The following is a 21,505-nucleotide window of genomic DNA, read 5'->3' on the forward strand; positions in this document are numbered from 1 at the left end:
CTCCCCGCGCCTCACTGAACAGCTTGCAGCGGCTGCAGGCTCCCGGACGCCCCGAGCACGACCATCGGCGTGTCTTCCTTGTATTCCGGCGCGGCCGCGACCTGCGCCTTGGTCAGTTCCAGCGTGATGCTGTCCTTCTTGTTGACAATCTTGCCGAACCGCATCGCGTTCCAGTCCACCACGATCTTGCGGCTGCCGACGCCGAGGAAGCCGCCGAAATCGATCACGGCGGCGCGCACGTGGCCGCTCCGGTCGACGATGACGTCGACGATCCGGCCCATGTCCTCGTTCGCCGCGCTGAGCACGTCACGGCCGAGCACGCCATGCGCATCGGCGGCGCCGATGATCGTCACCGACGGCGGCGGGGCGGCGTCCTTCGGCGTGACCGGAACCGTCGAGGCCGGCGGCGCTGCCGTCGCCGGCGCATTCACTTCGCTCGAGGCCGCGGGCGGCTCCTCGGCGGCACGCGACATCGCGACCGTCAATCCCGCGACGATCGCGACGCTCAGGGACAACCATCCGGCGCTACGCATGAACCCTCCCCGCCGGCACAGCTAGCGCGCCAGCACGATCGACACCTGGATCTGGCCGCGCGTGCGCAAGACCTCCAGCGCCACGTCGTCGCCGTGGCGGCTGACGCGCAGATCCACGCTGGACTCGCCGAGGCGCAGATCGCGCAAGATCACCTCGTTCAGGAATGGCGGCAGATGCGGATTGCGCAACCGGATCTCGCCGCGGCCGACGTCGAACTCGATGCCAAGCGCCGCCTCCAGCAGCGTGAACGGCGTCGCGCTGGCCCAGGCCTGCGGCGCGCAGGCGACCGGATAGAGCGTCGGGCCGCGTCGCTTCTCGCGCCGGAAGCCGCAGAACAATTCCGGCAGCCGCCGCAGGTCCATGTAAGTGGCCGCGTCGAACAGGCCCTTGAAGACATGCGCGACCGAATGCTTCAGCCCGTAGCGCGCGAGCCCGAGCGCAATCAGCGCGTTGTCATGCGGCCAGATCGACCCGTCATGATAGGACATCGGATTGTAGCGCACCTCGCCCTGCGCGACGGTGCGGATGCCCCAGCCCGAGAAGAAATGCGGCCCCATCAGATCGGCGGCGACCAGACGTGCGCGATCCTCGCGGATCATGCCGCTGAACAGCACCTGCCCGGCATTCGAGGTCCGCACCTTGCAGGGCCGCTTCTTGCCATCGAGCGCGAGCGCATAGGTGCCGAGCTCCTCGCACCAGAATGCCTTCTCGAACCGCTCGGCCAGTGACTTGGCTTCCGTCTCGAGCTTTCTGGCAAGCTCGGGCTTGCCCAGCCGCAACGCGCAACGCGCGGCAAGCTGCTTGGCGGCAAAGACGTAGCCTTGCACCTCCGCCAGCGCGAGATTGCCCTCCGCAAGCTGGCCGTCGGCATGGAAGATCGCGTCGTAAGAATCCTTCCAGCCCTGGTTGGCCAGCCCCTTTTCGGTCGCGCGCTGATATTCGACAAAGCCGTCCTGATCGGGGTCGCCGGGACCGTCGATCCAGGCAAGCCCCGCCTCGATCGCCGGCCACAGCTCGGCGAGCGTCTGCTCGTCACCGGTGCGCTCGAAATAACGGCCCGCCAGCATGACGAACAGGGCGGTCGAGTCCACGCTGCCGTAATATTGCGCGAACGGCACCTCGCGCAGCGCGGCCATCTCGCCGCCGCGCATCTCGTGCAGGATCTTTCCGGGCGCGGCATCGGCCAGCGGATCGACCGCCTTGGCCTGGAAATGCGCGAGCCGCCGCAACACGCCCTTGGCGATGCGCGGGTCGACCCACAGCATCTGCAGCGCGGTGATGAGGCCGTCGCGCCCGAACGTCGTCGAATACCAGGGAATGCCGGCATAGGGATAACGGCCCTGCGGCGTCTCCGTCATCAGCATGTTGAGGTCGGCCATGGCCTGGCACAGCACCTCGTTGAAGATGTTGTTGGAGGTCTCGATGCTGGCCGCGCCCATGGTCGATTGCCGCATCTCGCGGCGATGGGCCAGCAGGCCCCTGAAGAAGCGCGCCGGCTTCTCCCCGATCGGCCGGTTGCAGGACGCCGCAACGAACAGCGATTTCGACTCGTGCGGATCAAGCTCGAGCTGCCAGGTCGCGGCATTCACCGACAACTTCGTCGGCCGCGGGTCGAAATGCAGGGCGGTGGTGCGCTGGGCATCGTCGAGGCCGCGGTATTCGAACAGCACGTCGGTGGGCCCGAGCAATTTGCTCGTGCCGGTCCCCCGGCGCGCGCGCCGTTCGCCGCGGACCTCGAACAGATCGGCGAAGTCGTTGCCGAACAGCAGCGTCAGTTCGAAGCTGGCGCGGCGATCGCCATGGTTCTGCACGCCGATGCGCTGATAGGCCGTTCCACGCCACAGGAAGATCGTGCGCACGATGTGCAGCAGGTCCTTCTGCAGCACCAGGCTGCCGCCGCGGTAGATATCGGGGTTGGTGAGGTCGACGGTCAGCGCCGAATTGTCGTCGCGCAGGTTCGAACCGAGCAGCAAAGGCTGGAGATCGTCGAGCACGAGCTCGAGCCGCGCGAGGTAACGCGTGTCGTGGTTGAACAGGCCGTCGGGCCCGCCCGCGGACGCGCCGATGTCGCCGTGGCTGTCGAGCACGATGAAGGTATCGTCGTGCTTGAGCGAGCGCCGTGGCCGCGCCGATGGCCCTGTCATCGGAATGTAGAACGGCTGCTCCGCGACCTGTTCCAGAGTCCGGGTCACGGAGACGAGTTGTGTTACGGCTTCGGCCGCCATGGGCTGCTCCCCTGCGCTGGTATCAAGACGCAAACGACTTGAACGCGACTGATTTACGCGGCTGCTTGCGCGAGCCGGCTCATTTCCTGCGTGACCAGCTCACGATAGGGCCCGTGGCCCTGCATCAGACGCTCGGGCGAGCCGTCCTCGATGATCTTACCACCCTTCAGCACGACCACGCGGTCGAAATTCCGCAGCGTTGCCAACCGATGCGCGATCGCGATCACGGTGCGGCCGCGCATCAGGCGCGACAACGCCTCGCGGATTGCTTCCTCCGATTCGCTGTCGAGCGCGGCGGTCGCCTCGTCCAGCAACAGGATCGGCGCGTCCTTGAGGAAGGCGCGCGCGATCGCAATGCGTTGGCGCTGGCCGCCGGACATCTTGACGCCGCGGTCGCCGACCATGGTGTCGAGGCCTTCCGGTAGGCTGTCGATGAAATCGCAGCGCGCCGCAATCGCCGCGCGCAGCACCTCGTCGTCGGTCGCATTGGGCCTGCCGTAACGGATGTTCTCGCGGATCGAGCGGTGGAACAGCGAGATGTCCTGCGGCACCACGGAGATGGCTTCGCGCAGGCTGAGCTGGGTGACCATGGAGATGTCCTGGCCGTCGACGGTGACGCTGCCCTCGTCGACGTCGTAGAAGCGCTGGAGCAGCGTGAACAGCGTGGACTTGCCGCCGCCGGACTGGCCGACCAGGCCGACGCGCTGGCCGGGCTGCAGCCGCAGGCTGAACCGCTCGAAGATCTTCTCGCTGCCGGGATAGCCGAACGTGACATTGTTGAACGCGATCGCCGCGCCGCTCTTGACCAGCGGCTCCGCCTCCGGATGATCGCGGAGCTCATGCGGCACCAGCAGCGTCGCGATCGCCTCGGTCAGGCGCGCAACATGCTGGGTGACATCGACCAGCGCCACGGCAAGGTCGCGCGTCGCACTCAGGATCGAGATGCCGAGCGTACAGACCAGCACGACATCGCCGGTGGTCGCCTCGCCCTTTTGCCAGAGCGTGACCGCCCAGGCCATCAAGGCAATCGTCAGCAGCACGGTTACAGCGGCATGCAGCAGGCGCAGCTTCTCCAGATATCGCAGGCTGCGGCTACGCGCCGTGAGCTCCCGGTTCACCGTGGCGTCGAACCGCTCGTGCTCATGGCCGATGCCGCAGAAGGCTCGGACCAGGGGCATGTTGCTGATGACATCGATCATCTCGCCGTCGACGACAGCGGCCTTGTCGGCGAAGTCGTCATGGAGCGGTTTGCCGGCTGCGGCGAGACGGAACATGGCGGCCACCATGCCGCCCGCGATCACGATCAAGCCGAGCGCCATATAGGGACTGACGGTTCCAATCAGGGCGATCGCCGCAATTGTGGCGATGCACGGCGGCAACACATTCCAGACGAACATGTTCTCGACCGTGAAAACGGCGTTCGATGTGGCCGTAATCCGGCTGGTCAGCATGCCCGGCATCCGGTCGGAGAAATAGCTCGGTGAATGCCCGGTCAGATGACGAAAGATGTCACGGCGCAAGTCGCCGGTGACGCGCACGAAGGTAAAGCTCGCTGTCCAGCTTGCGATCCGCCACAGAAAGTTGTCCGCGGCGATCAGCGACATGAGCAGAATGAATGCCAGCCATACGCCGCCACCGTGCGACGGCCCCGCCGACAGAGCATCGACGAGAGATTTGACGCCATATTGTGTGCCCACTGAGCAGGCAACGGCTGCAACGACAGCGATCAGGATCACCAGGTGCGTGGCCAAATGTTGCCGCAGATAGCGCAAGACAAAGGCAAATGGCCTGCGCGCGTATCCAGAAAGATGATCCATGTGACTGCGACCCCGTCGTGATGTTTTCTAATTTTGTTAGTGATCGACTGAACATCGACCGCTTCGCCTCGGTTCCCGGGCTGGACCATCACGACATGCGGATGCGGACGATGTGAGAAGAGCTGATGGCATCATCGCGACCACGCTGCGGTGTGTCGAAGAAGTAACGTTCGAGGAGAGGAACTTCGCATATGCGAGAACGTTCCCCTGTTGGCATGCCGGTGCCGAGGCTGGGTTTCAACGATCATTATCGCAGAGGAGATGGCGAGATGCGCATCGCGCAGGTAGCTCCGTTGACGGAGGCTGTTCCACCCAAGCTGTATGGCGGTACCGAGCGGGTGGTGCACTGGTTGACGGAAGAGTTGGTTGCCCTTGGACACGACGTGACGCTGTTTGCCAGCGGCGATTCACAGACGTCGGCGAAGCTGGACGCAACCTGGCCGCGGGCGCTTCGCCTCGATGGTTCCGTGCGCGATCCCAATGCGCTGCACATGGTGATGCTGGAGCGCGTGCGGCAGAAATGTGACGACGAGGAGTTCGACTTCCTCCACTTCCATCTCGACTATTATCCATGGTCGCTGTTCCACCGGCAGCCGACACCGTTCCTGACCACGCTGCACGGCCGGCTCGATCTTCCCGAGCATCAGCCGGTGTTCAACACCTTCTCCAAGGTCCCCGTCATCTCGATCTCGAATGCGCAGCGGCGTCCGGTGCCGCAGGCGAACTGGGTGCGGACCATCCACCACGGCCTGCCGGAGAATTTGCTGACACCCAAGCCGGCCAAGCAGGAGTATCTCGCCGTGCTCGGCCGCATCGCGCCCGAGAAAGGCGTCGATCGCGCCATCAAGATCGCGATGCAGTGCGGCATCCCGCTGAAGATCGCGGCCAAGGTCGATCGCGCCGATCAGGATTATTACGACGAACTGATCAAGCCGATGATCACCAGCAATCCGCTGGTGGACTTCATCGGCGAGATCGGCGACCACGAAAAGTCCGACTTCCTGAGCGGCGCGCTCGGCCTGCTGCTGCCGATCGACTGGCCCGAGCCGTTCGGTCTCGTCATGATTGAAGCCATGGCGTGCGGCACGCCGGTGATCGCCTTCAATCGCGGCTCGGTGCCGGAGATCATCGACGAGGGCCTGACCGGCTTCATCGTCGAGGACATCATCAGCGCGGCCGGCGTCGTCAAGCGGCTTCCGCAACTGGACCGCGCCGCGGTCCGCAAGCAGTTCGAAACGCGCTTCACCGCGCGGCGGATGGCGCTGGATTATCTCGCGGCCTATCGCAGCCTGACGGAAGCGCAGACGCCGCGGATCAAGCTGGTGAGCAGCGCGGAGTAGCAGCCCCGACCGCAACTGTCGTCCCGGACAAGCGAAGCGCAGATCCGGGACCCATATCCACAGGATAATGTTTGGCGAAGACTCGCTGTTGCCAGTGTCGCGTCAAACTTCTCCTTGGGGTTATGGGTCCCCGCCTTCGCGGGGACGACGACGACAGTGAGTGTGAGGTTGCGCGCTCTTACCTCACCACCGCGCGCTTCGGCTCCACGATCTCGAACATCCGCGGAAACTCGTCCATCAGGCCCATCAGCTCCGCCAGCTTCATCGGGTTGCCCGTGAGCTTGACCTTGCCGGCAGCCACCGCCTCCGGAAAGCTCATCAGCTTCGCGATCACCTCATCGAGTGTCGCGCGCGCGAGCGTGAAGCTGGCGTCGGCGCCCTCCATTTGCACGCCTTCGGTATAGGTCAGTGCGCAATTCTCCAGATTGAGCACGAACGTCTCGCCCGTATCCGAAAAGCTCCAGTTCAGCACGATGTGCTTTCCTTCCGCTTTCGGGCCGTTGAGGCGGATGCCGAGCACGTCCCAGAGCTGTGAGGTGCGCAGTGCCGCCAGCGTCTCGCGCGGCATCGGCGGACGCGCCGGCGTCTTCGGCATGCCCTGACGCAGCTCCTGCGCACCGAACAGATACGCATTGCGCCAGGTCGCGCTCTCGGCGGCATAGCCGAGCTGCTCCAGCGTGTCGGCGAGCAACGCACGCGCTGCCGCATTGTCCGGCTCGGCGAACACAAGATGACTGAGTGCCTGCGCCATGAAACGGAATTCCCCCTTGTCGAAGTCGGCACGCGCCCGCGCGAGAATGGCGTCGGCGCCGCCCATGTATTCGACATACTTCTTGCCGGATTCGACCGGCGGCAGCGGATCGAGATTGACCGGATTGGCGTCGTACCAGCCAAGATATTTCTGGTAGATCGCCTTCACGTTATGGCGGATGTGGCCGTAATAGCCGCGGCCATGCCAGGCGCCCTCCAGGCTCTTCGGCAGTTGGATCGTCTCGGCGATCTCGGCGGCGGTGAGGCCGTGATTCATCAGGCGGATGGTCTGGTCATGCGCGAACTTGTAAAGGTCGCGCTGCTGCCGGATCATGGTGCCGATGCGCTCGCGTCCCCACACCGGCCAGTGATGCTGGCCGCACATCGCCTCCGCCTTGCCGTCCCAGAGCTTGAGGGCCTCGCCCAGGTACTTCGACCAAGCCAGCGCATTGCGCACGTCGGCGCCGCGGAACGGCAGCAGATTGTGGAAATTGTGGGTGCAATTCTCAGCGAGGTTCAGCAGCTTGTAGCGCGGGATGAAGAAATGCATCTCCGCCGGTGCTTCGCTGTTCGGCGCCATCTGGAATTCGAATTCGACGCCGTCGATCACGCGCTGGTCGCCGGTCGCCATGATCAGGTCGGTCGGTCGCAGCAGCGCGACCGAGCCCGCCGCCATCGACTTGCCGAGGCCGCAATCGACCTGCCCTCGCGCTCCCTTTGCCAGGAACGGGCCGAATTGGTACTGCGCCCGGCGCAGCATCGCCGGTCCCGCGATGATGTTCTCGGACACCGCGTGCTCCATGAACAGGTTCGGCGCGATGATCGGGACGCGCCCGGTGGCGAGCGCATCCTCCTCCAGCACGCCGCGCGCACCGCCCCAATGGTCGGTGTGGGTATGGGTGAAGATCACGGCCGCGACCGGCCGCAGGCCCCGGTGCTTGAAATAGAGATCGAGCGCGGCACGCGCCCCCTCGATCGAGGTCAGGGTGTCCACGACGATGACGCCGCTGTCGCCCTCGATCAGCGTCATGTTGGCGATGTCGAGCCCGCGCACCTGGTAGACGCCGGGCACGACCTCGAACAGCCCGTGCTGCATGTTGAGCCGCGACTGCCGCCACAGGCTCGGATTGACCGTCGGCGGCGCCTGTTCATCGGACAGGAAGCTGTAGGGCTTCAGGCTCCAGACCGTTCGCCCCTGCGGGTTGGTGATCTCCGCGTTCTCGATCGTGCCGAGGAAGCCGCGCGCGGCATCATCGAAATCCCGCGTGTCGGAAAACGGCAGCGCATTCAGCATCGCCGCCTGCTGCGCGATGACGGACGGCGTTGCGCCCTTCGGCGTGTCGGCTGCTTCTATGCTGCTCATAAGCCCTCCCCGGCTGGTCTTGATTGGGGAGGCATCTAACCGCATCTCGATTGCGGTTCCAACAGGTCCTTACGCGGCCAGCCCTTCGGCAACCGGCTTGTCCGATGCCACGGCATCGTCCGCCATCCGCAGCTCGCGCGCAAACCCGTAGCCGCCGCCGTCCTGCTTGGCGCGGTACATCGCCCGGTCGGAGCGCGACAACAGCGCTTCCGTGGTGCGCCCGTCCGCCGGCGCCACGGCAACGCCGACGCTGACGCCGAGCGCGATCACCTGTCCGTCGACATCATAGGGCGCGCTGATCAACTGCACGATGCGCCGCGCCATCGCCTCGGCGTCGACCGCCGCGCGCTGCACCAGGATGAACTCGTCGCCGCCCATCCGGACCACGAGATCATCATGAGCCGCGAGCACCTTGAGCCGCCCGGCGACCTGCTTCAGCAACGCATCGCCGACGGGATGGCCGAACCTGTCGTTGGCTTCCTTGAAACGGTCGAGATCAAGCGTGTGGACGGCGATCATACCGGGAGCCCCGTCCGCCAGCATCCGGGGCAGATCCTCCGCCAGCACCGAACGATTGAAGACGCCGGTCATCGCGTCCGAGCGCGCCAGCTGCTCGAACTGCCGCTTGAGCGTAATCTGGCTGATCGAGGCGTTGAAGCTCAGCCGCACCATCTCGAAGCTCGCGGCCACATACATCAGGATGAGGAGGCCGAGCCCGACATGGCGGAGATCGGGCTGCATGAAGGTCACGATCGCGGCTGGTGCGGCGATCGCGACGAGATCGAGCAGCGCCGCGACGGGCCGCAGCGCCAGCCGCGCCACCACACCGGCACCGAACCCGAAGCCGATGCCGATCGCCATCACGCAGCAGAGCGCATCGCCGAGCACAATGCTGCGCGCGGCAAACACGCCAAGCACCAGCGCCGTCACGATGGTGCCCGCAATATAGCGCCGCTCCCAGCGCGCGGCCTCGGCCCGGCCGAGCTGCGGCGGACGCGCGAGGCGACGGCGGAATGCGACAATTTCGAACAGGCGGATAATGGCCACGACGATTCCGGCAACCGTCAGCGCCGCCATCGCGGTGTCGCCGGTCTCATAGGTCGTGATGGCGCCGACCATCGCCTGGCAGGCGGCGGCGAGAATGGTGGGCATCGTCGTGCCGTGCAGGCCCGTGATGACTTCCAAATAGACGGCGTCGGATATCGACGCCGGTCCGGTTTCCATTCTGTTGAACAACATGCCAGCCTCATCCGCTGGCACGGTCGTACCGCACATCCGTAAAAATGCGTGCACCGCAAAGCGATGGCATTTGAGCGTGCGGATTTACCGCGCGTTAGCCATGCGCCGCCGTTCGGTCGGTTACATGCCGAGCAACCTTGGCAGCCATAGCGACAGGCCCGGCCAGTATGTCACGACCACCAGGAATCCCAGCATCGTCAGCAGCCACGGCCACACCGCGACCGTGAGTTCCGTGATGCCCATCTTGGCGATGCCCGATGCGACATAGAGGTTGAGCCCGACAGGCGGATGGCACAGCCCGACCTCCATGTTGACCGTCATCAGGATGCCGAAATGGATGGGATCGATGCCGAGCTTCATCGCGACCGGGAACAGGATCGGCGCCATGATCAGGATGATGGAGGACGGCTCCATCACGTTGCCGGCCAGCAGCAGCAGCAGGTTGACAACGAGCAGGAAGCCGATCCAGCCGAGTCCCTGGTCGATCATCCATTGCGCCAGCTGTTGCGGCACGTTCTCGTAGGTCATCAGGAACGAGAACAGCACCGCGTTGGTGATGATGTAGAGCAGCATCGCCGAAAGATTGGCCGATGATAGCAGCACGCGCGGCACGTCGCGCAGCTTCAGATCCTTGTAGATGAACACGGCGACGATGAAGGCGTAGACCGCGCTGACCGCTGCAGCCTCGGTCGGCGTGAACAGGCCGCTGTAGATGCCGCCGATCACGATCACGATCAGCAGGATGCCCCAGATCGACTTGCGGAACGCATCGACGCGCTCCATGAACGTCGCCTTCGGCATCCGCGGGTAGTCGTTTTGCCAGGCGCGGTAGAAAGTCGTCGCTCCCAGCAGGAACGCGAGCACGAGTCCCGGCACGATGCCGGCGATGAAGAGCTTTCCCACGGACGTGTTGGTGGAGACCGCATAGAGGACCATCGGGATCGACGGCGGAATCAGAATCCCGAGCGAGCCCGACGTCGTGATGACGCCGGCGCCGAACCGCTTGGGGAATCCCTGCGCGACCATCGCGGGCAGGATCACCGAGCCGATCGCCACCACTGTCGCCGGCGAGGAGCCGGAAATCGCGGCGAATAGCGCGCACGCCACCACGCCCGACAGAGCTAGGCCGCCATACCAGTGTCCGACGAGCGCGGTCGCGAACGCGATCATCCGTCGCGCCACGCCGCCATGCGTCAGGAAGTTGCCGGCGAGGATGAAGAACGGGATCGCCATGATCTCGAAGCTCTCGATGCCGGTGAAGAGCTTCAGCGCGACCGACTCCGTGCGCACGTCGGTCAGCGTGAACATGAAGCTGAGCACGGTGAGACCAAGCGCGATCGAGATCGGCATGCCCGTGAGCATCAACGAGAGCAGGAGCCCGAACACGATTGCGACGCGCAGACCTTGCGGCAGCGTGATGACATGTGCGGCATGCGCGAAGCAGATCGCGACGATCAGCACAGGCAGCAGCATCAGGACCCAGCCGAGCGGGCTTCGCTCGTCGCGGACGACCTGGCTGCGCGTGACCGGCGCCGGATGCACCGGATCCGGCTCGACACCCTCGACGCCGGCCATGTCGTGGTGCGGCAGCTCGCCGGTACGGTAGAACGACCAGGCGACCTGCAGGAAGCGGAAGCACATCAGGCCGGAGCCGAGCGGAATCGTGAGATACACCAGCCACATCGGCGCTTCGAGGTCGTTCGACTGCTGGCCGGTCTGCCACATCTGGCCGACGAAGGCAGCGCCGAAATAGCACACGATGGATGTAAACAAGGCGCCGCACAGCAGTCCGAAGGTGATGACGCGCCGGCGCGATCCGCCGGGAAGGACATTGACGAGCACGTCGACGCCCACATGGATGCCGGTGCGCACGCCGTAGGCGGCGCCGAACTTCGCCATCCAGATGAACATGTAGATGCAGAGTTCTTGCGCCCACGACAGATCCAGCGCGGCAAGCCAGACGAACGCGGCGCGTGCAGGCACGGCGAGGAAGCCGAGATTCCGCGCCTCCGCCCATTTGGCGATGTCGATCGACAGTCCCGCCCCATAGCGGTGCAGCACGGCGACGAAGATGAGCGATGTCGCAGCCGCAATCAGCGTCGCAATCAGCCATTCCTCGAGGTGGTCGAGAAAACGATTCAGCACGCGCAGCAACTTGGTCCCCCCAGCATCGGCTCGTCATTCAAGAGCGAAACGGCCGGGAGTGGGATCACCCCCGACCGTTCATGGTTGTTCCGGTAAGAACGCGGCCGTCAGTTCATCTTGACGTCGAGTTCCTTGGCGACCAGATCGAGCACTTCCTGCCCGACCCGGCCCTTTGCCCATTTATACGTCGGCTGCATCGCCTCCTGCCATGCCTTGCGATCGGCATCGCTCAGGTAATGCAGCGTGGTCTTGCCCGTCTTTTTAATCTCCGCCAGCGCGTCCTCGTTTTCCTGGCGTGCGATCGAATTGGTGTAGTCGGTCGCGTCGTTCATCGCCTTCTCGAGCTGCGTGCGGATATCCGGCGGCAGGCCCGACCAGAATTTCGAGTTGACGATGACGGCATATTGCAGATGCGCGTGATAGGACACGGTGATGTCCTTCTGTACCTCGTAGAACTTCTGCGTCAGATAATTGGACGCGGTGTTCTCGCAGCCGTCGACCACGCCGGTCTGCAGCGCCTGGTAGACTTCGGAGAACGCCATGATCTGCGGGATTGAGCCGAGGATGCGGAAATACTGGTCGGCGATCTTCGAGCCGGAGATGCGGAACTTCAGGCCCTGGAAATCGGTCGGCTTCATCAGCGCACGATTGGCCGAGAGCATGTGGAAGCCGTTGTCCCAATAGGCGAGCCCGGTAATGCCCTTGGTCTCAAGCTTCTGGAACAGCCATTTGCCGAGCGTGCCCTTCATCGCGTTGGAATAGGTCGCGTCGTCCTTGAACAGCCAGGGCAGGTCGAGCGCCTCGAACTCCTTGATGCCGAGCGGCGCGAACTTCGCGGTCGAGGGCGCCAGCATCTGCACCGAGCCGAGCTGGAGCGCCTCGATCTCCTCCTTGTCCTTGTAGAGCGTCGAATTCGGGTAGATTTCGACCTTGACCTTGCCGTCGGTGTACTTCTCGGCGAGTTCCTTGAACTTCAGCGCGCCCTTGCCCTTCGGGGTGTCGTTGGCGACGACGTGGCTGAACTTGATGACGATCGGGCTCTGGGCCTGGGTGATAGCAGGGACGAGAGCGAACGCGGCCGCGGCGACCGCGAGAAGCAGCTTGCGCATGAAAGACCTCCCCAATAACCCCTGAAAACCGGGTCTTTTTTGTTTTGCGTCGTCAGTAGTGGCAGCAATCCACCACCCGAACAACTAGACCTAAGCCCAATTTGCCGCAGGCAAGCTATCTTGACCGCCGTGACTTACGCAACCCGGCGCGCTCGCCTCTCCAGGGGAGCGAGCGCCTCTATCGCATTGCGGCAGCGCGATCAGCCCTTGCGCTGGGCGACCATGAACAGGCGCCGGAACGGAAACAGCGTCTGTCCCGCCTCATTCTTCGGATAGGCCTTTGCAACGCGCATCCCATAGGCGGCCTCGAAGGCGGCCTTTTCCTCGCCCTGCAGGATGTCGAGATAGCGCGTCAGCCAGGTCCCTTTGGTCCATTCCTTCACGGGGTTCTCGCCTTCGAGCACCTGGAGATATTCGGTCTCCCAGATGTCGACGTTCTGCGAGAGCGGCGCAAGAAGGTCGTGATAGAAGGCCGGCCCCTCGACCGGCGGCGGGGTGACGAGATGTTCGACCTTGGACCGCCAGGGACCGTTCAGCGCGGTCTCGCCGATCAACACATGCGAGGGGGCAAGGAAGTTGCGCGGCATCTGCACCGCGAGCACGCCGCCGGGCGTGACCGTCTCCATCACCGACGGAAACAATGCCGCGTGATTGGGCAGCCAGTGCAGTGCGGCATTGGAATAAACGACGTCGTATTGCTGCGCGGGACGCCAATGGCCGAGGTCTTCATGCGACCATTGCACGTCCGGCGCCGCCTTGCGGCCGGCGGCGACCATCTCGGCCGAGCCCTCGACACCGGTGACGGCCGCATCCGGCCAGCGTTCTTTGATCAGCTTGGTGACGTTGCCGGCGCCGGCGCCGAGGTCGGCGACCGTGCGCGGGCCGAAATCCGGAATCCGCATCAACAGGTCGACAGCGGGCCGGAGCCGGTGGCCGGAGAACTTCAGATATTGCTGCGGATCCCAGACCATCGTTCAGCGCCTTTTCTTTTTCGTGTTTCCTTCGGATGAGCTCTTGGTTACCACTGCTCGTCCCGGTCGGGCAAATCGCCGCACCTGGGACGGGCAGGAAACGAGCAGCAAACGAACACCAAGATCAAAAAACCAAAACAAGAAAGCGTGTGACCATGGACCTCGGGCTCAAATCGAAGACCGCTGTCGTGACAGGCGCGAGCATTGGCATCGGCCGTGCCATCGCCAAGGGCCTGGCTGCCGAAGGCGTGCGCGTCGTCGGCGTGGCGCGGCGGAGTGATCTGCTTGCCGAGTTGGCGAAGGAGATTGGAGGCGGCCTGATCACGCCGTTCGAGCAGGACGTGATGGCCAAGGACGCCGCGGAGAACATCGCGGCCTTCGCGCTGAAACAGCTCGGCCATGTCGACATCCTCGTCAACAATGCCGGCGGCAGCCGCCCGCTGCCGGTCGACGCGCCCGACAGTCAATGGGACGAAGCCATTGCGCTCAACTTCACCAGCTACCGCCGCATCGCGCATGCGCTGCTGCCTCAGATGATCGCACGCAAATGGGGCCGCATCGTCAACATCACCGGCAAGTCCGAGCCGGAAGGCCTCAACGCCGCGTTCGCCGCCAAGGCCGCCGTGCACGCCTGGGCCAAGGGCCTGTCGCGCGAGATCGGCGAGCACGGCATCACCATCAACTGCATCCCGCCCGGCCGCATCATGAGCGAGCAGATCCGCCGCAACTATCCGCCAGATTATCGCGAGCGCTTTGCCGAGGAGGAGATCCCGGTCGGCTATTGGGGCGAGCCGGAGGATCTTGCCGCACTCGCGGTGTTCCTGGCCTCGCCGGTGGCAAGGTACATCACGGGCACGGTGATCCCGGTGGATGGGGGATTGAGGCGGTATCAGTTCTAGGGTGGGTGACAGACTGCATCGCCGATCTCGACGCCGCCAGCGCCGGTTGATCCGGCCAAGGGGTTGATGGTAACTACGCTGACCGGTACACGCCCGGCTGTCGATCAGCGCAGCGCATTTCAATCTTTGGCGCCGCGCTTCGTCTGAATCTCTTAGCGTGATGGCGACCAATTTGGGGAACGGCAAAGAATTGGGTGCTGAACGTCGTTCGCCGATGCGCAAGCGCGGTCGCGAGCGGCTTCATCTTCTGCTCGATGCCACCGCCGACTTGCTCGCCGAAAGGCTCGACGAGGATATCAGTCTGGCTCAGATCGCCGAGCGGGCAGATGTGCCTCTCGCCTCGGTCTATCACTTCTTTCCGAACCGGGGTGCGGCCTTTGTCGCCCTGGCGCAGCGCTACCACGCCGAGATCGCGGCGCGCGCCATGGCTCCCGTTCACCCTCCTCCTCCAACCTGGCAGCACTACATCGCCAACAGCCAGAAGGCCGGCGCCGCGCATCTGAACCGCAATCCCGCCGCGCTGCGCCTGTTCATGGGCGCGGGCGTCAGCGTCGAGGTCAGAAACACCGATCTGAGCGGCAACGCCGCACTCGCCAAGCAGCGCACCGCCTATCTGCGTGCGACGTTCGATATGCCGAAGGTGCCGGATCTGGAGAAATGGGTCGCGGTGTCGATCGCGCTGGTGGATGGAGTCTGGGCGCTGTCCTACAGCCTGCATCGATCCATCACGCCGGAATATCTCGAGGAATCGACCAGATGCTCGATCGCCTATTTGCGATGCTACCTGCCGGAAGTCGTCGAACGACGCGAGCCCTAAGCCGATCCATACTCATATAAAATTCCACTATCTCCCGAAAGTCTCAGGGCGCCCCTGCTTGCAGCATGGGCGGCCCCGTGATGATTTTGTGCTCATATTTCGCTATGATCGTGAAAATGCAGGAATCTTTCCTTGGAAGACGCGCCCAAAGACTCCGCTTTATAATCGAAATTAATATCAATATCATTCGGCGCATGGCGAGGTCCGCGCCTGATCTCCATTCCCTGAAAGGAGTGCCATGCACCGCCGAGATTTCCTGAAAGCCGCAACCGCCACGGCAACGGCCGCGATTGCAGCGCCTCGCATTGCATCGGCAGCGGGTGAGAAGGTCCTGACCTTCGTTCCGCAATCCGATCTCACTCTGCTCGATCCTGTGCAGACGACGGGGCTCGTGACCCGCAACCACGCACTGCTGGTGTTCGACACGCTGTATGGCGTCGACGAACGTTTTGAAGCGCAGCCGCAGATGGTGGCGGGTCACCAGATCGACCGCGACGGCCTGCGCTGGACGCTGACGTTGCGGGAGGGATTGAAATTTCACGACGGAGAGCGCGTGCTGGCGCGCGATGCCGTGGCCAGCATCAAGCGCTGGTGGAGCCGTGACGTCTTCGGTGGAGACCTTCGCGGCGCGACCGCCGAACTCTCCGCAACGTCCGACAACACGATCGTCTTCGACCTGAAGAAGCCGTTTCCGTTGCTGGCCTATGCGCTCGGCAAGCCGTCAAGCGTATGCCCCGTCATGCCCGAGCGCCTCGCGCTGACGCCGGGCACGGAGCAGGTCAAGGAGATGATCGGCAGCGGACCGTTCCAGTTCGTGCCGGACGAACGCGTCGTCGGATCCCAGGTCGTCTACAAGCGGTTCGACGGTTACGTGCCGCGACCATCGGGCACCGCCAGCTTCATGGCCGGTCCCAAGACCGTCCACCTCGACCGCGTGATCTGGCGCGTTCTGCCGGATGCGGCGACGGCCGCGGCCGCCCTGCAGGTCGGCGAGGTCGACTGGTGGGAGCAGCCGACTCCGGACTTGCTGCCGCTGCTCGCCAAGCGGGGCAACATCAAGGTCGAGGTCAAGGACACCGGCGGCTATCTCGCGATGATCAGGCTGAATCATCTGGTGCCGCCGTTCGACAATCCCGCGATCCGTCGCGCCATCCTGTCGGCGATCAGCCAGTCGGAATTCATGACGGCCGTCATGGGCACCAACGGCGATTTCTGGAAGGACAATGTCGGCTTCTTCCTGCCCGCCTCGCCCCTCGCAAACGATGCCGGCATGGACGTCTTTGCCGGCGCCCCGGATTACGCCAAGGCCAAACGCGACCTGCAGGCAGCCGGCTACAAGGGCGAGCGGATCGTCTTCGTCGTCCCGGCCGACCTCCACGCGCTCAATTCCATGAGCTTGGTCGCCGCCGACATGTTCAAGAAGATCGGCCTCGAAGTCGACTACCAGGTGTCCGATTGGGGCACCGTGTTGCAGCGCATCGCGTCGCAGCGGCCGCTCGACCAGGGCGGCTGGAGCGCATGGTGCAATTACGTTCCGGGCGCGTCCGCCATCAATCCCGCCGCTCACTCCTACCTGAGAGGCATTGGAAAGGCGGGCACCTTCGGCTGGCCGAGCAGCGAGAAGATCGAGGCCCTGCGCCTCGCGTTTCTGTCGGCCCAGGACGATCAGGAAAGAAAGCGCCTGGCGCGGGACATCCAGGCCCAGGCCATGCAGGACACCCCTTATCTGCCGCTCGGCTACTACGCGCAACCGGCCGCATACTCGCAGAAGCTCAGCGGCATTCCCCTGGGCTTCTCCCAGTTCTACGGTGTGAAGAAGGCCTGATCTTCAGAGCCCGTCAGACCAGATCGATCACACCTCGACCAATGCAATCAACGCCTCGGTGGGATGGCCGACAACATGAACGACTTGCACGCCGAACTGGGTTACGCCACCGCGTCCGAACTGAAGACGCGCTTTGAAAGCCGGGAGCTCTCGCCGGTGGAGGCCGCGTCTAGCATCCTCGACCGGATCGCGGCGCTGGAGCCGTCGATCAACGCGTTTTCCGTGGTGATGCGAGACGAGGCGCTGGCTGCAGCCCGGGAATCGGAGCGGCGCCTGCGCAGCGGAGAGGCCCGGCCTCTCGAAGGAATCCCCGTCACGATCAAGGACGCCTTCGGCGTCGCCGGCTACGAGACAGCGACCTGCACGCATGCGCTGAAGGGCCCCATCGCCAGCGAGGACAATGTCGTCGTGGCGCGGCTGCGCAATGCCGGCGCGATCATCCTCGGCAAGACCACGATGTCCGAATTCGGCTGGTCCGGCATCAGCCGCAATCCGGTCACGGGCGTCACGCACAACCCATGGAAGCGCGGCTACAATGCCGGTGCCTCGTCGGCCGGCGCCGGCGCAGGCGCAGCGTCCGGCTACGGACCGCTGCACCTCGGCTCGGATGGCGCCGGCTCGATTAGGATGCCGTCCCATTTCTGCGGCGTCTTCGGCTTGAAGCCGACCTTCGGCCGGGTCCCCTACGCGCCGGTCTCCAACAACGACTACGCCACCTATATCGGCCCGATGGCGCGAACTGTGGCCGATGCCGCGCTGATGCTGGAGACGATGGCCGGGCCGCATTGGCTCGACCACACATCCTGCGAAGCACAGCCCGATGCCTATCTCGCCAAGCTCAAGACCTCGATGAAGGGCAAGCGCATCGCCTTCAGCCCCGACCTCGGTCATGCCCGTGTCGACGACGAGATAGCGGGAATCGTCGCGGCGGCGGCCAAGGTCTTTGCCGGAGAGCTTCAGGCCGAGGTGGAGATCGTGACGCCGCCATGGGGGCCGCAGGGACCGGAACTCGGGCGCTTCTTCTGGGCGGCCCTCTGGGGCCGCCGCGCCGGGCTGTTGCCGAAATGGGAGAGCAGCATGGGCAGCGACCTCGTCGCCTGCATTCGCGAAGGCGCCAACTATTCCGCGACCGAGTACATGGACATGCGCGAGCGCAAATACGCGTACGTCGCCAGCATATCGCGCTTCCTCGAGGATTGGGATTATCTCATCACCCCGGTCGCCTCGGTTGAGGCCTTTCCGGTCGAGCGCGTCAGGCCGGAACATTGGCCCGAGCACGATTGGGATTGGCTCGCATGGTCCGAATTCCTCTACCCCTTCAACATGTCGAGCCATCCGGCCGCGAGCGTGCCTTGCGGCATGACCCGCGCCGGCCTGCCCGTCGGCCTGCAGATCGTCAGCCGTCGCTTCGACGATCTCGGTGTCCTGCAGGCAGCAGCCGCCTTCGAGGCTGCGATGCCGTGGCAGCAGCGTCGTCCCGAGATTGCGCTGGCGGGCTAGAGCATGAACGGGAAGCGCGCAGCGCTTTCCGGGACAATCGCCCCCGATCGCGCTCGAGGTGACGATCGCATCGGCGGCCTCCTTCGCATCGAGGTGCGCCCCCACAACCGACAGGACAATCCATGAAGAGAAATTCGAAGGACTCCGAGCTGCGCGAACGCGCACGGCAGGTGATCCCCAAGGGCATGTACGGTCACGAGTCGGTCGCCCTGCTATCGGAGGATTATCCGCAGTTCTTCTCGCGCGCCGAAGGAGCCTATCTCTGGGATTGCGACGACAACCGCTACGTCGACTACATGTGTGCGTTCGGTCCCAACCTGCTCGGCTACCGGCACCGCGGCGTCGAAGACGCCGCGCGGACCCAGGCCGCGATGGGAGACACCATGACCGGCCCGTCCGAGGCCATGGTCGTGCTTGCGGAAGATCTCGTGTCGATGATCGGCCATGCGGCCTGGGCGATGTTCTGCAAGAACGGCAGCGATGCGACCTCGATGGCGATGGTCACGGCGCGAGCCTATCGGGATCGCCGCAAGATTCTGGTCGCGAAGGGCACCTATCACGGCTCCGCCCCCTGGAACACGCCCAACATCAAGGGCATCACGGCGGAAGACCGGGCCCACATCATCTATTTCAACTACAACGACCTCGACAGTGCCGTGGACGCGTTCCGCAAGGCTGACGGCGATGTCGCCGGCGTGTTCGCGACGCCATTCCGTCATGAGACGTTCAATGACCAATATGCGCCCTCGGCCGAATATGCGCTTGGACTGCGGAAGCTCTGCGATGACGCGGATGCGTTGCTGATCCTCGACGAGGTGCGCAGCGGCTTTCGCCTCGCGCGCGACTGCAGCTGGTCGGTGCACGGCGTGCAGCCCGACCTCAGCGCATGGGGCAAGGTGCTCGCCAACGGCTATCCGATCTCGGCGCTCGTCGGTTCGGAGAAGGCGCGCAGCGCCGCGTCCAGCATCTACGTGACAGGATCCTTCTGGTTCTCCGCCGTGCCGATGGCGGCGGCGATCGCGACCCTGCGAGAGATCCGGACGACCGATTATCTCGAGCGGATCATCGCCAATTCCGCGCGGCTGCGAGCAGGCATCGCGGCGCAAGCCGCCGCACATGATATTCCCGTTCGCCAGACCGGGCCGTCACAGATGCCGCAAATCCTGTTCGACGACGATCCGGACATGCGAAAGGGTTACTTCTGGGCCGGCTATGCGGTTCGATCGGGGGTCTACCTTCACCCCTATCACAACATGTTCTTCAACGCCGCCCTGACGACGGACGACATTAACAACACGCTCGACATTACCGACAGGGCCTTCGCCGAACTGAAGCGGCAGCTGCCCTCGTTGCCCGCCCAGTCGAACGAGCTTCTGCTGCAACGCCTTGGGCGGTGAAGGCAATGGGATGAGTTCCGCATCGGCGAACCCGAGGACACGACGCGGTCCGACAGCAAACGGGACGAGGCGATCGCGCTGAACTTCACCAGCAACCGCCGCATCGCACATGCTTCGCCGCAAAAGCCGCCGTGCACGCCTGGGCCAAAGGCCTGTCGCGCGAGACCGGCGAACACGGCATCATCATCAACTGCATCCCGCCCGGCACGGGGACGGTGAGTCGCGTGGATGGGGACCAATCGCATTTGGAGTACACGATGCGTCGGCATCGGCACTTGAGCTCCCTCTCCCGCTTGCGGGGGAGCGCTGGTGGGGGTGTCTCCGCGTCGGGATTGCCGAGGATTGCGGAGAACATCCCTGCGCGGCAAGAGCCCTCAGCTGCCGCGCTCTGCGAGCGCCTTGCCACAGACGGAGCGGAACGCGACTGCTTGCTTGCGACTTGAGCGACGCTGGTGTTAACGCACGCTCTGCTTGCGTTGGGTATCTGCAATGCCAGCAACGGGTCGTTTCAGCTACGGTTTCGAGGATCGTCTCATGTCATCTGCTGCAACAATGTTCTCGCAATCCTTCTTCCACGGCACACGTGCTGATCTGAAACCCGGCGACCTGATTGTCGTCGGCTATCAATCCAACTTCACCGATGTGAAGCCGCTGTCCTGGGTTTATTTCGCGGCCACGCTGGATGCGGCGATCTGGGGCGCCGAGCTGGCCGCAGGCACCGCACCAGGACGAATCTACGTCGTGGAGCCGACCGGACCGATCATGGACGATCCGAACGTGACGGATAAGAAGTTTCCGGGCAATCCGACATTGTCATATCGCACCCGCGATCCGTTGCGCGTCATCGCCGAGGTGACGCAGTGGCAAGGCCACGCGCCCGAGCGGCTGCAACAGATGAAAGACAATATCGCCCGCCTGAAGGCGGAGGGAAACAACATCATCGACTGACTCGTAGGATGGGTAGAGCGCCGCGAAACCCATCGACAGTATCGAGCGTGACACGTGATGGGTTTCGCAAGTGCTCTACCCATCCTACGACACTGCGAAGATCGGACTGCAACGCCGACGTCCGGCCCTCTTGAGACCGTTCGCTACCGCCTATTCATGCAGCAGCGTTTGCCAGTCGGGAGGCACCGCACCGGCCGGTCCGGGCACCGGCTGGTCCAACGGATGCGCGTGAGGGCCTTGAAGCTTCGGGCCGGCGAAAGCCTCCCCTGTGCGATAGTCGTAGAACCATCGTTCGCCCGGCTCGAAGCTGGTGATGATCGGGTGACCCGTCGCCGCGTAGTGCTTCGTTGCGTGCTGATTAGGTGACGTATCGCAGCAGCCGATGTGACCGCATTCGACACATCTGCGAAGATGAAACCACCACCCGCCTGCAGCCGAGCATTCCACGCAACCCGTTCCGGTTGGCTTGGCCGCGAGGTTGATGCCATCACTGTCAGACGTCATAGGTCAGCTCACTGGAATTGCTTGAGGCCACCACCGATGCATCCACACCGCGATCCCCACTACGATTGCATTTTGCCAGTGTTTTGCCTGACGGGTCAATGTCGCAACATATCAGCCGGTAG

At 64.1% G+C, this 21,505-nt stretch carries 16 protein-coding genes and 1 pseudogene; 7 read left to right on the forward strand and 10 right to left on the reverse strand.

Going from position 1 to position 21,505, the window contains the following annotated elements:
• Nucleotides 1–11: 11 nt before the first annotated feature.
• From FNV92_RS26160 to FNV92_RS26170, 3 genes are read right to left on the reverse strand one after another with little or no spacing between them, the layout of a single operon-like run.
• Nucleotides 12–533, reverse strand: a complete 522-nt coding sequence (locus FNV92_RS26160) for a PRC-barrel domain-containing protein (RefSeq protein ID WP_168213559.1) — start codon at nt 531–533, stop codon at nt 12–14.
• A 21-nt stretch (nt 534–554) separates the two neighbouring features.
• Nucleotides 555–2,759, reverse strand: coding sequence for an amylo-alpha-1,6-glucosidase (locus FNV92_RS26165; protein WP_143843953.1), 2,205 nt, complete (start codon nt 2,757–2,759; stop codon nt 555–557).
• Between the two features lie 53 nt (nt 2,760–2,812).
• Nucleotides 2,813–4,576, reverse strand: coding sequence for an ABC transporter ATP-binding protein (locus FNV92_RS26170; RefSeq protein WP_041748468.1), 1,764 nt, complete (start codon nt 4,574–4,576; stop codon nt 2,813–2,815).
• Between the two features lie 269 nt (nt 4,577–4,845).
• On the opposite strand from FNV92_RS26170, the gene FNV92_RS26175 reads away from it, so the two are divergent.
• Nucleotides 4,846–5,916 (forward strand): glycosyltransferase family 4 protein, encoded by a 1,071-nt coding sequence (locus tag FNV92_RS26175; protein WP_143843952.1) that lies wholly within the window; start codon nt 4,846–4,848, stop codon nt 5,914–5,916.
• A gap of 178 nt (nt 5,917–6,094) precedes the next feature.
• Here FNV92_RS26175 and FNV92_RS26180 read toward each other — a convergent pair whose 3' ends face one another.
• The 6 genes and pseudogenes from FNV92_RS26180 to FNV92_RS26205 form a co-directional block, all read right to left on the reverse strand.
• Nucleotides 6,095–8,029 (reverse strand): alkyl/aryl-sulfatase, encoded by a 1,935-nt coding sequence (locus FNV92_RS26180; protein ID WP_143843951.1) that lies wholly within the window; start codon nt 8,027–8,029, stop codon nt 6,095–6,097.
• A 69-nt stretch (nt 8,030–8,098) separates the two neighbouring features.
• Nucleotides 8,099–9,268 carry a GGDEF domain-containing protein gene (locus tag FNV92_RS26185; RefSeq protein WP_143843950.1) on the reverse strand — a complete coding sequence of 390 codons (1,170 nt, stop codon included), beginning with the start codon at nt 9,266–9,268 and terminating at the stop codon, nt 8,099–8,101.
• A gap of 120 nt (nt 9,269–9,388) precedes the next feature.
• Nucleotides 9,389–10,630, reverse strand: coding sequence for a TRAP transporter large permease (locus FNV92_RS26190; protein WP_416377765.1), 1,242 nt, complete (start codon nt 10,628–10,630; stop codon nt 9,389–9,391).
• A 303-nt stretch (nt 10,631–10,933) separates the two neighbouring features.
• Nucleotides 10,934–11,179: pseudogene (locus FNV92_RS26195) on the reverse strand (TRAP transporter small permease); the annotation flags it as partial.
• A 341-nt stretch (nt 11,180–11,520) separates the two neighbouring features.
• A complete protein-coding gene (locus FNV92_RS26200; protein WP_143843948.1) occupies nt 11,521–12,522 on the reverse strand; it encodes a DctP family TRAP transporter solute-binding subunit in 1,002 nt (333 codons plus the stop codon).
• A gap of 200 nt (nt 12,523–12,722) precedes the next feature.
• On the reverse strand, nt 12,723–13,493 hold the full coding sequence (locus tag FNV92_RS26205) for a methyltransferase domain-containing protein (RefSeq protein ID WP_143843947.1): 771 nt from the start codon (nt 13,491–13,493) through the stop codon (nt 12,723–12,725).
• Nucleotides 13,494–13,648: 155 nt separating this feature from the next.
• On the opposite strand from FNV92_RS26205, the gene FNV92_RS26210 reads away from it, so the two are divergent.
• The 6 genes from FNV92_RS26210 to arr all read left to right on the forward strand — a co-directional run bounded on the left by FNV92_RS26210 (nt 13,649) and on the right by arr (nt 20,879).
• Nucleotides 13,649–14,392, forward strand: a complete 744-nt coding sequence (locus FNV92_RS26210) for an SDR family NAD(P)-dependent oxidoreductase (protein ID WP_015687722.1) — start codon at nt 13,649–13,651, stop codon at nt 14,390–14,392.
• Between the two features lie 190 nt (nt 14,393–14,582).
• A complete protein-coding gene (locus FNV92_RS26215) occupies nt 14,583–15,209 on the forward strand; it encodes a TetR/AcrR family transcriptional regulator (protein ID WP_168213558.1) in 627 nt (208 codons plus the stop codon).
• A gap of 238 nt (nt 15,210–15,447) precedes the next feature.
• A complete protein-coding gene (locus FNV92_RS26220; RefSeq protein ID WP_015687725.1) occupies nt 15,448–17,034 on the forward strand; it encodes an ABC transporter substrate-binding protein in 1,587 nt (528 codons plus the stop codon).
• Between the two features lie 75 nt (nt 17,035–17,109).
• Nucleotides 17,110–18,534, forward strand: a complete 1,425-nt coding sequence (locus FNV92_RS26225) for an amidase (protein WP_244623640.1) — start codon at nt 17,110–17,112, stop codon at nt 18,532–18,534.
• A 122-nt stretch (nt 18,535–18,656) separates the two neighbouring features.
• The gene (locus FNV92_RS26230; protein ID WP_143843944.1) at nt 18,657–19,931 is read left to right on the forward strand and encodes an aminotransferase class III-fold pyridoxal phosphate-dependent enzyme; all 1,275 of its coding nucleotides are present in this window, start codon (nt 18,657–18,659) and stop codon (nt 19,929–19,931) included.
• 534 nt (nt 19,932–20,465) lie between these two features.
• Entirely contained in the window at nt 20,466–20,879 is a 414-nt protein-coding gene (arr, locus tag FNV92_RS26235; protein ID WP_143843943.1) for an NAD(+)--rifampin ADP-ribosyltransferase, read from the forward strand.
• Nucleotides 20,880–21,029: 150 nt separating this feature from the next.
• Here arr and FNV92_RS26240 read toward each other — a convergent pair whose 3' ends face one another.
• On the reverse strand, nt 21,030–21,383 hold the full coding sequence (locus tag FNV92_RS26240; protein WP_143843942.1) for a UBP-type zinc finger domain-containing protein: 354 nt from the start codon (nt 21,381–21,383) through the stop codon (nt 21,030–21,032).
• Between the last annotated feature and the right edge of the window lie 122 nt (nt 21,384–21,505).

The sequence above is a fragment of the Bradyrhizobium cosmicum genome, from assembly GCF_007290395.2.
Lineage (GTDB): Bacteria > Pseudomonadota > Alphaproteobacteria > Rhizobiales > Xanthobacteraceae > Bradyrhizobium > Bradyrhizobium cosmicum.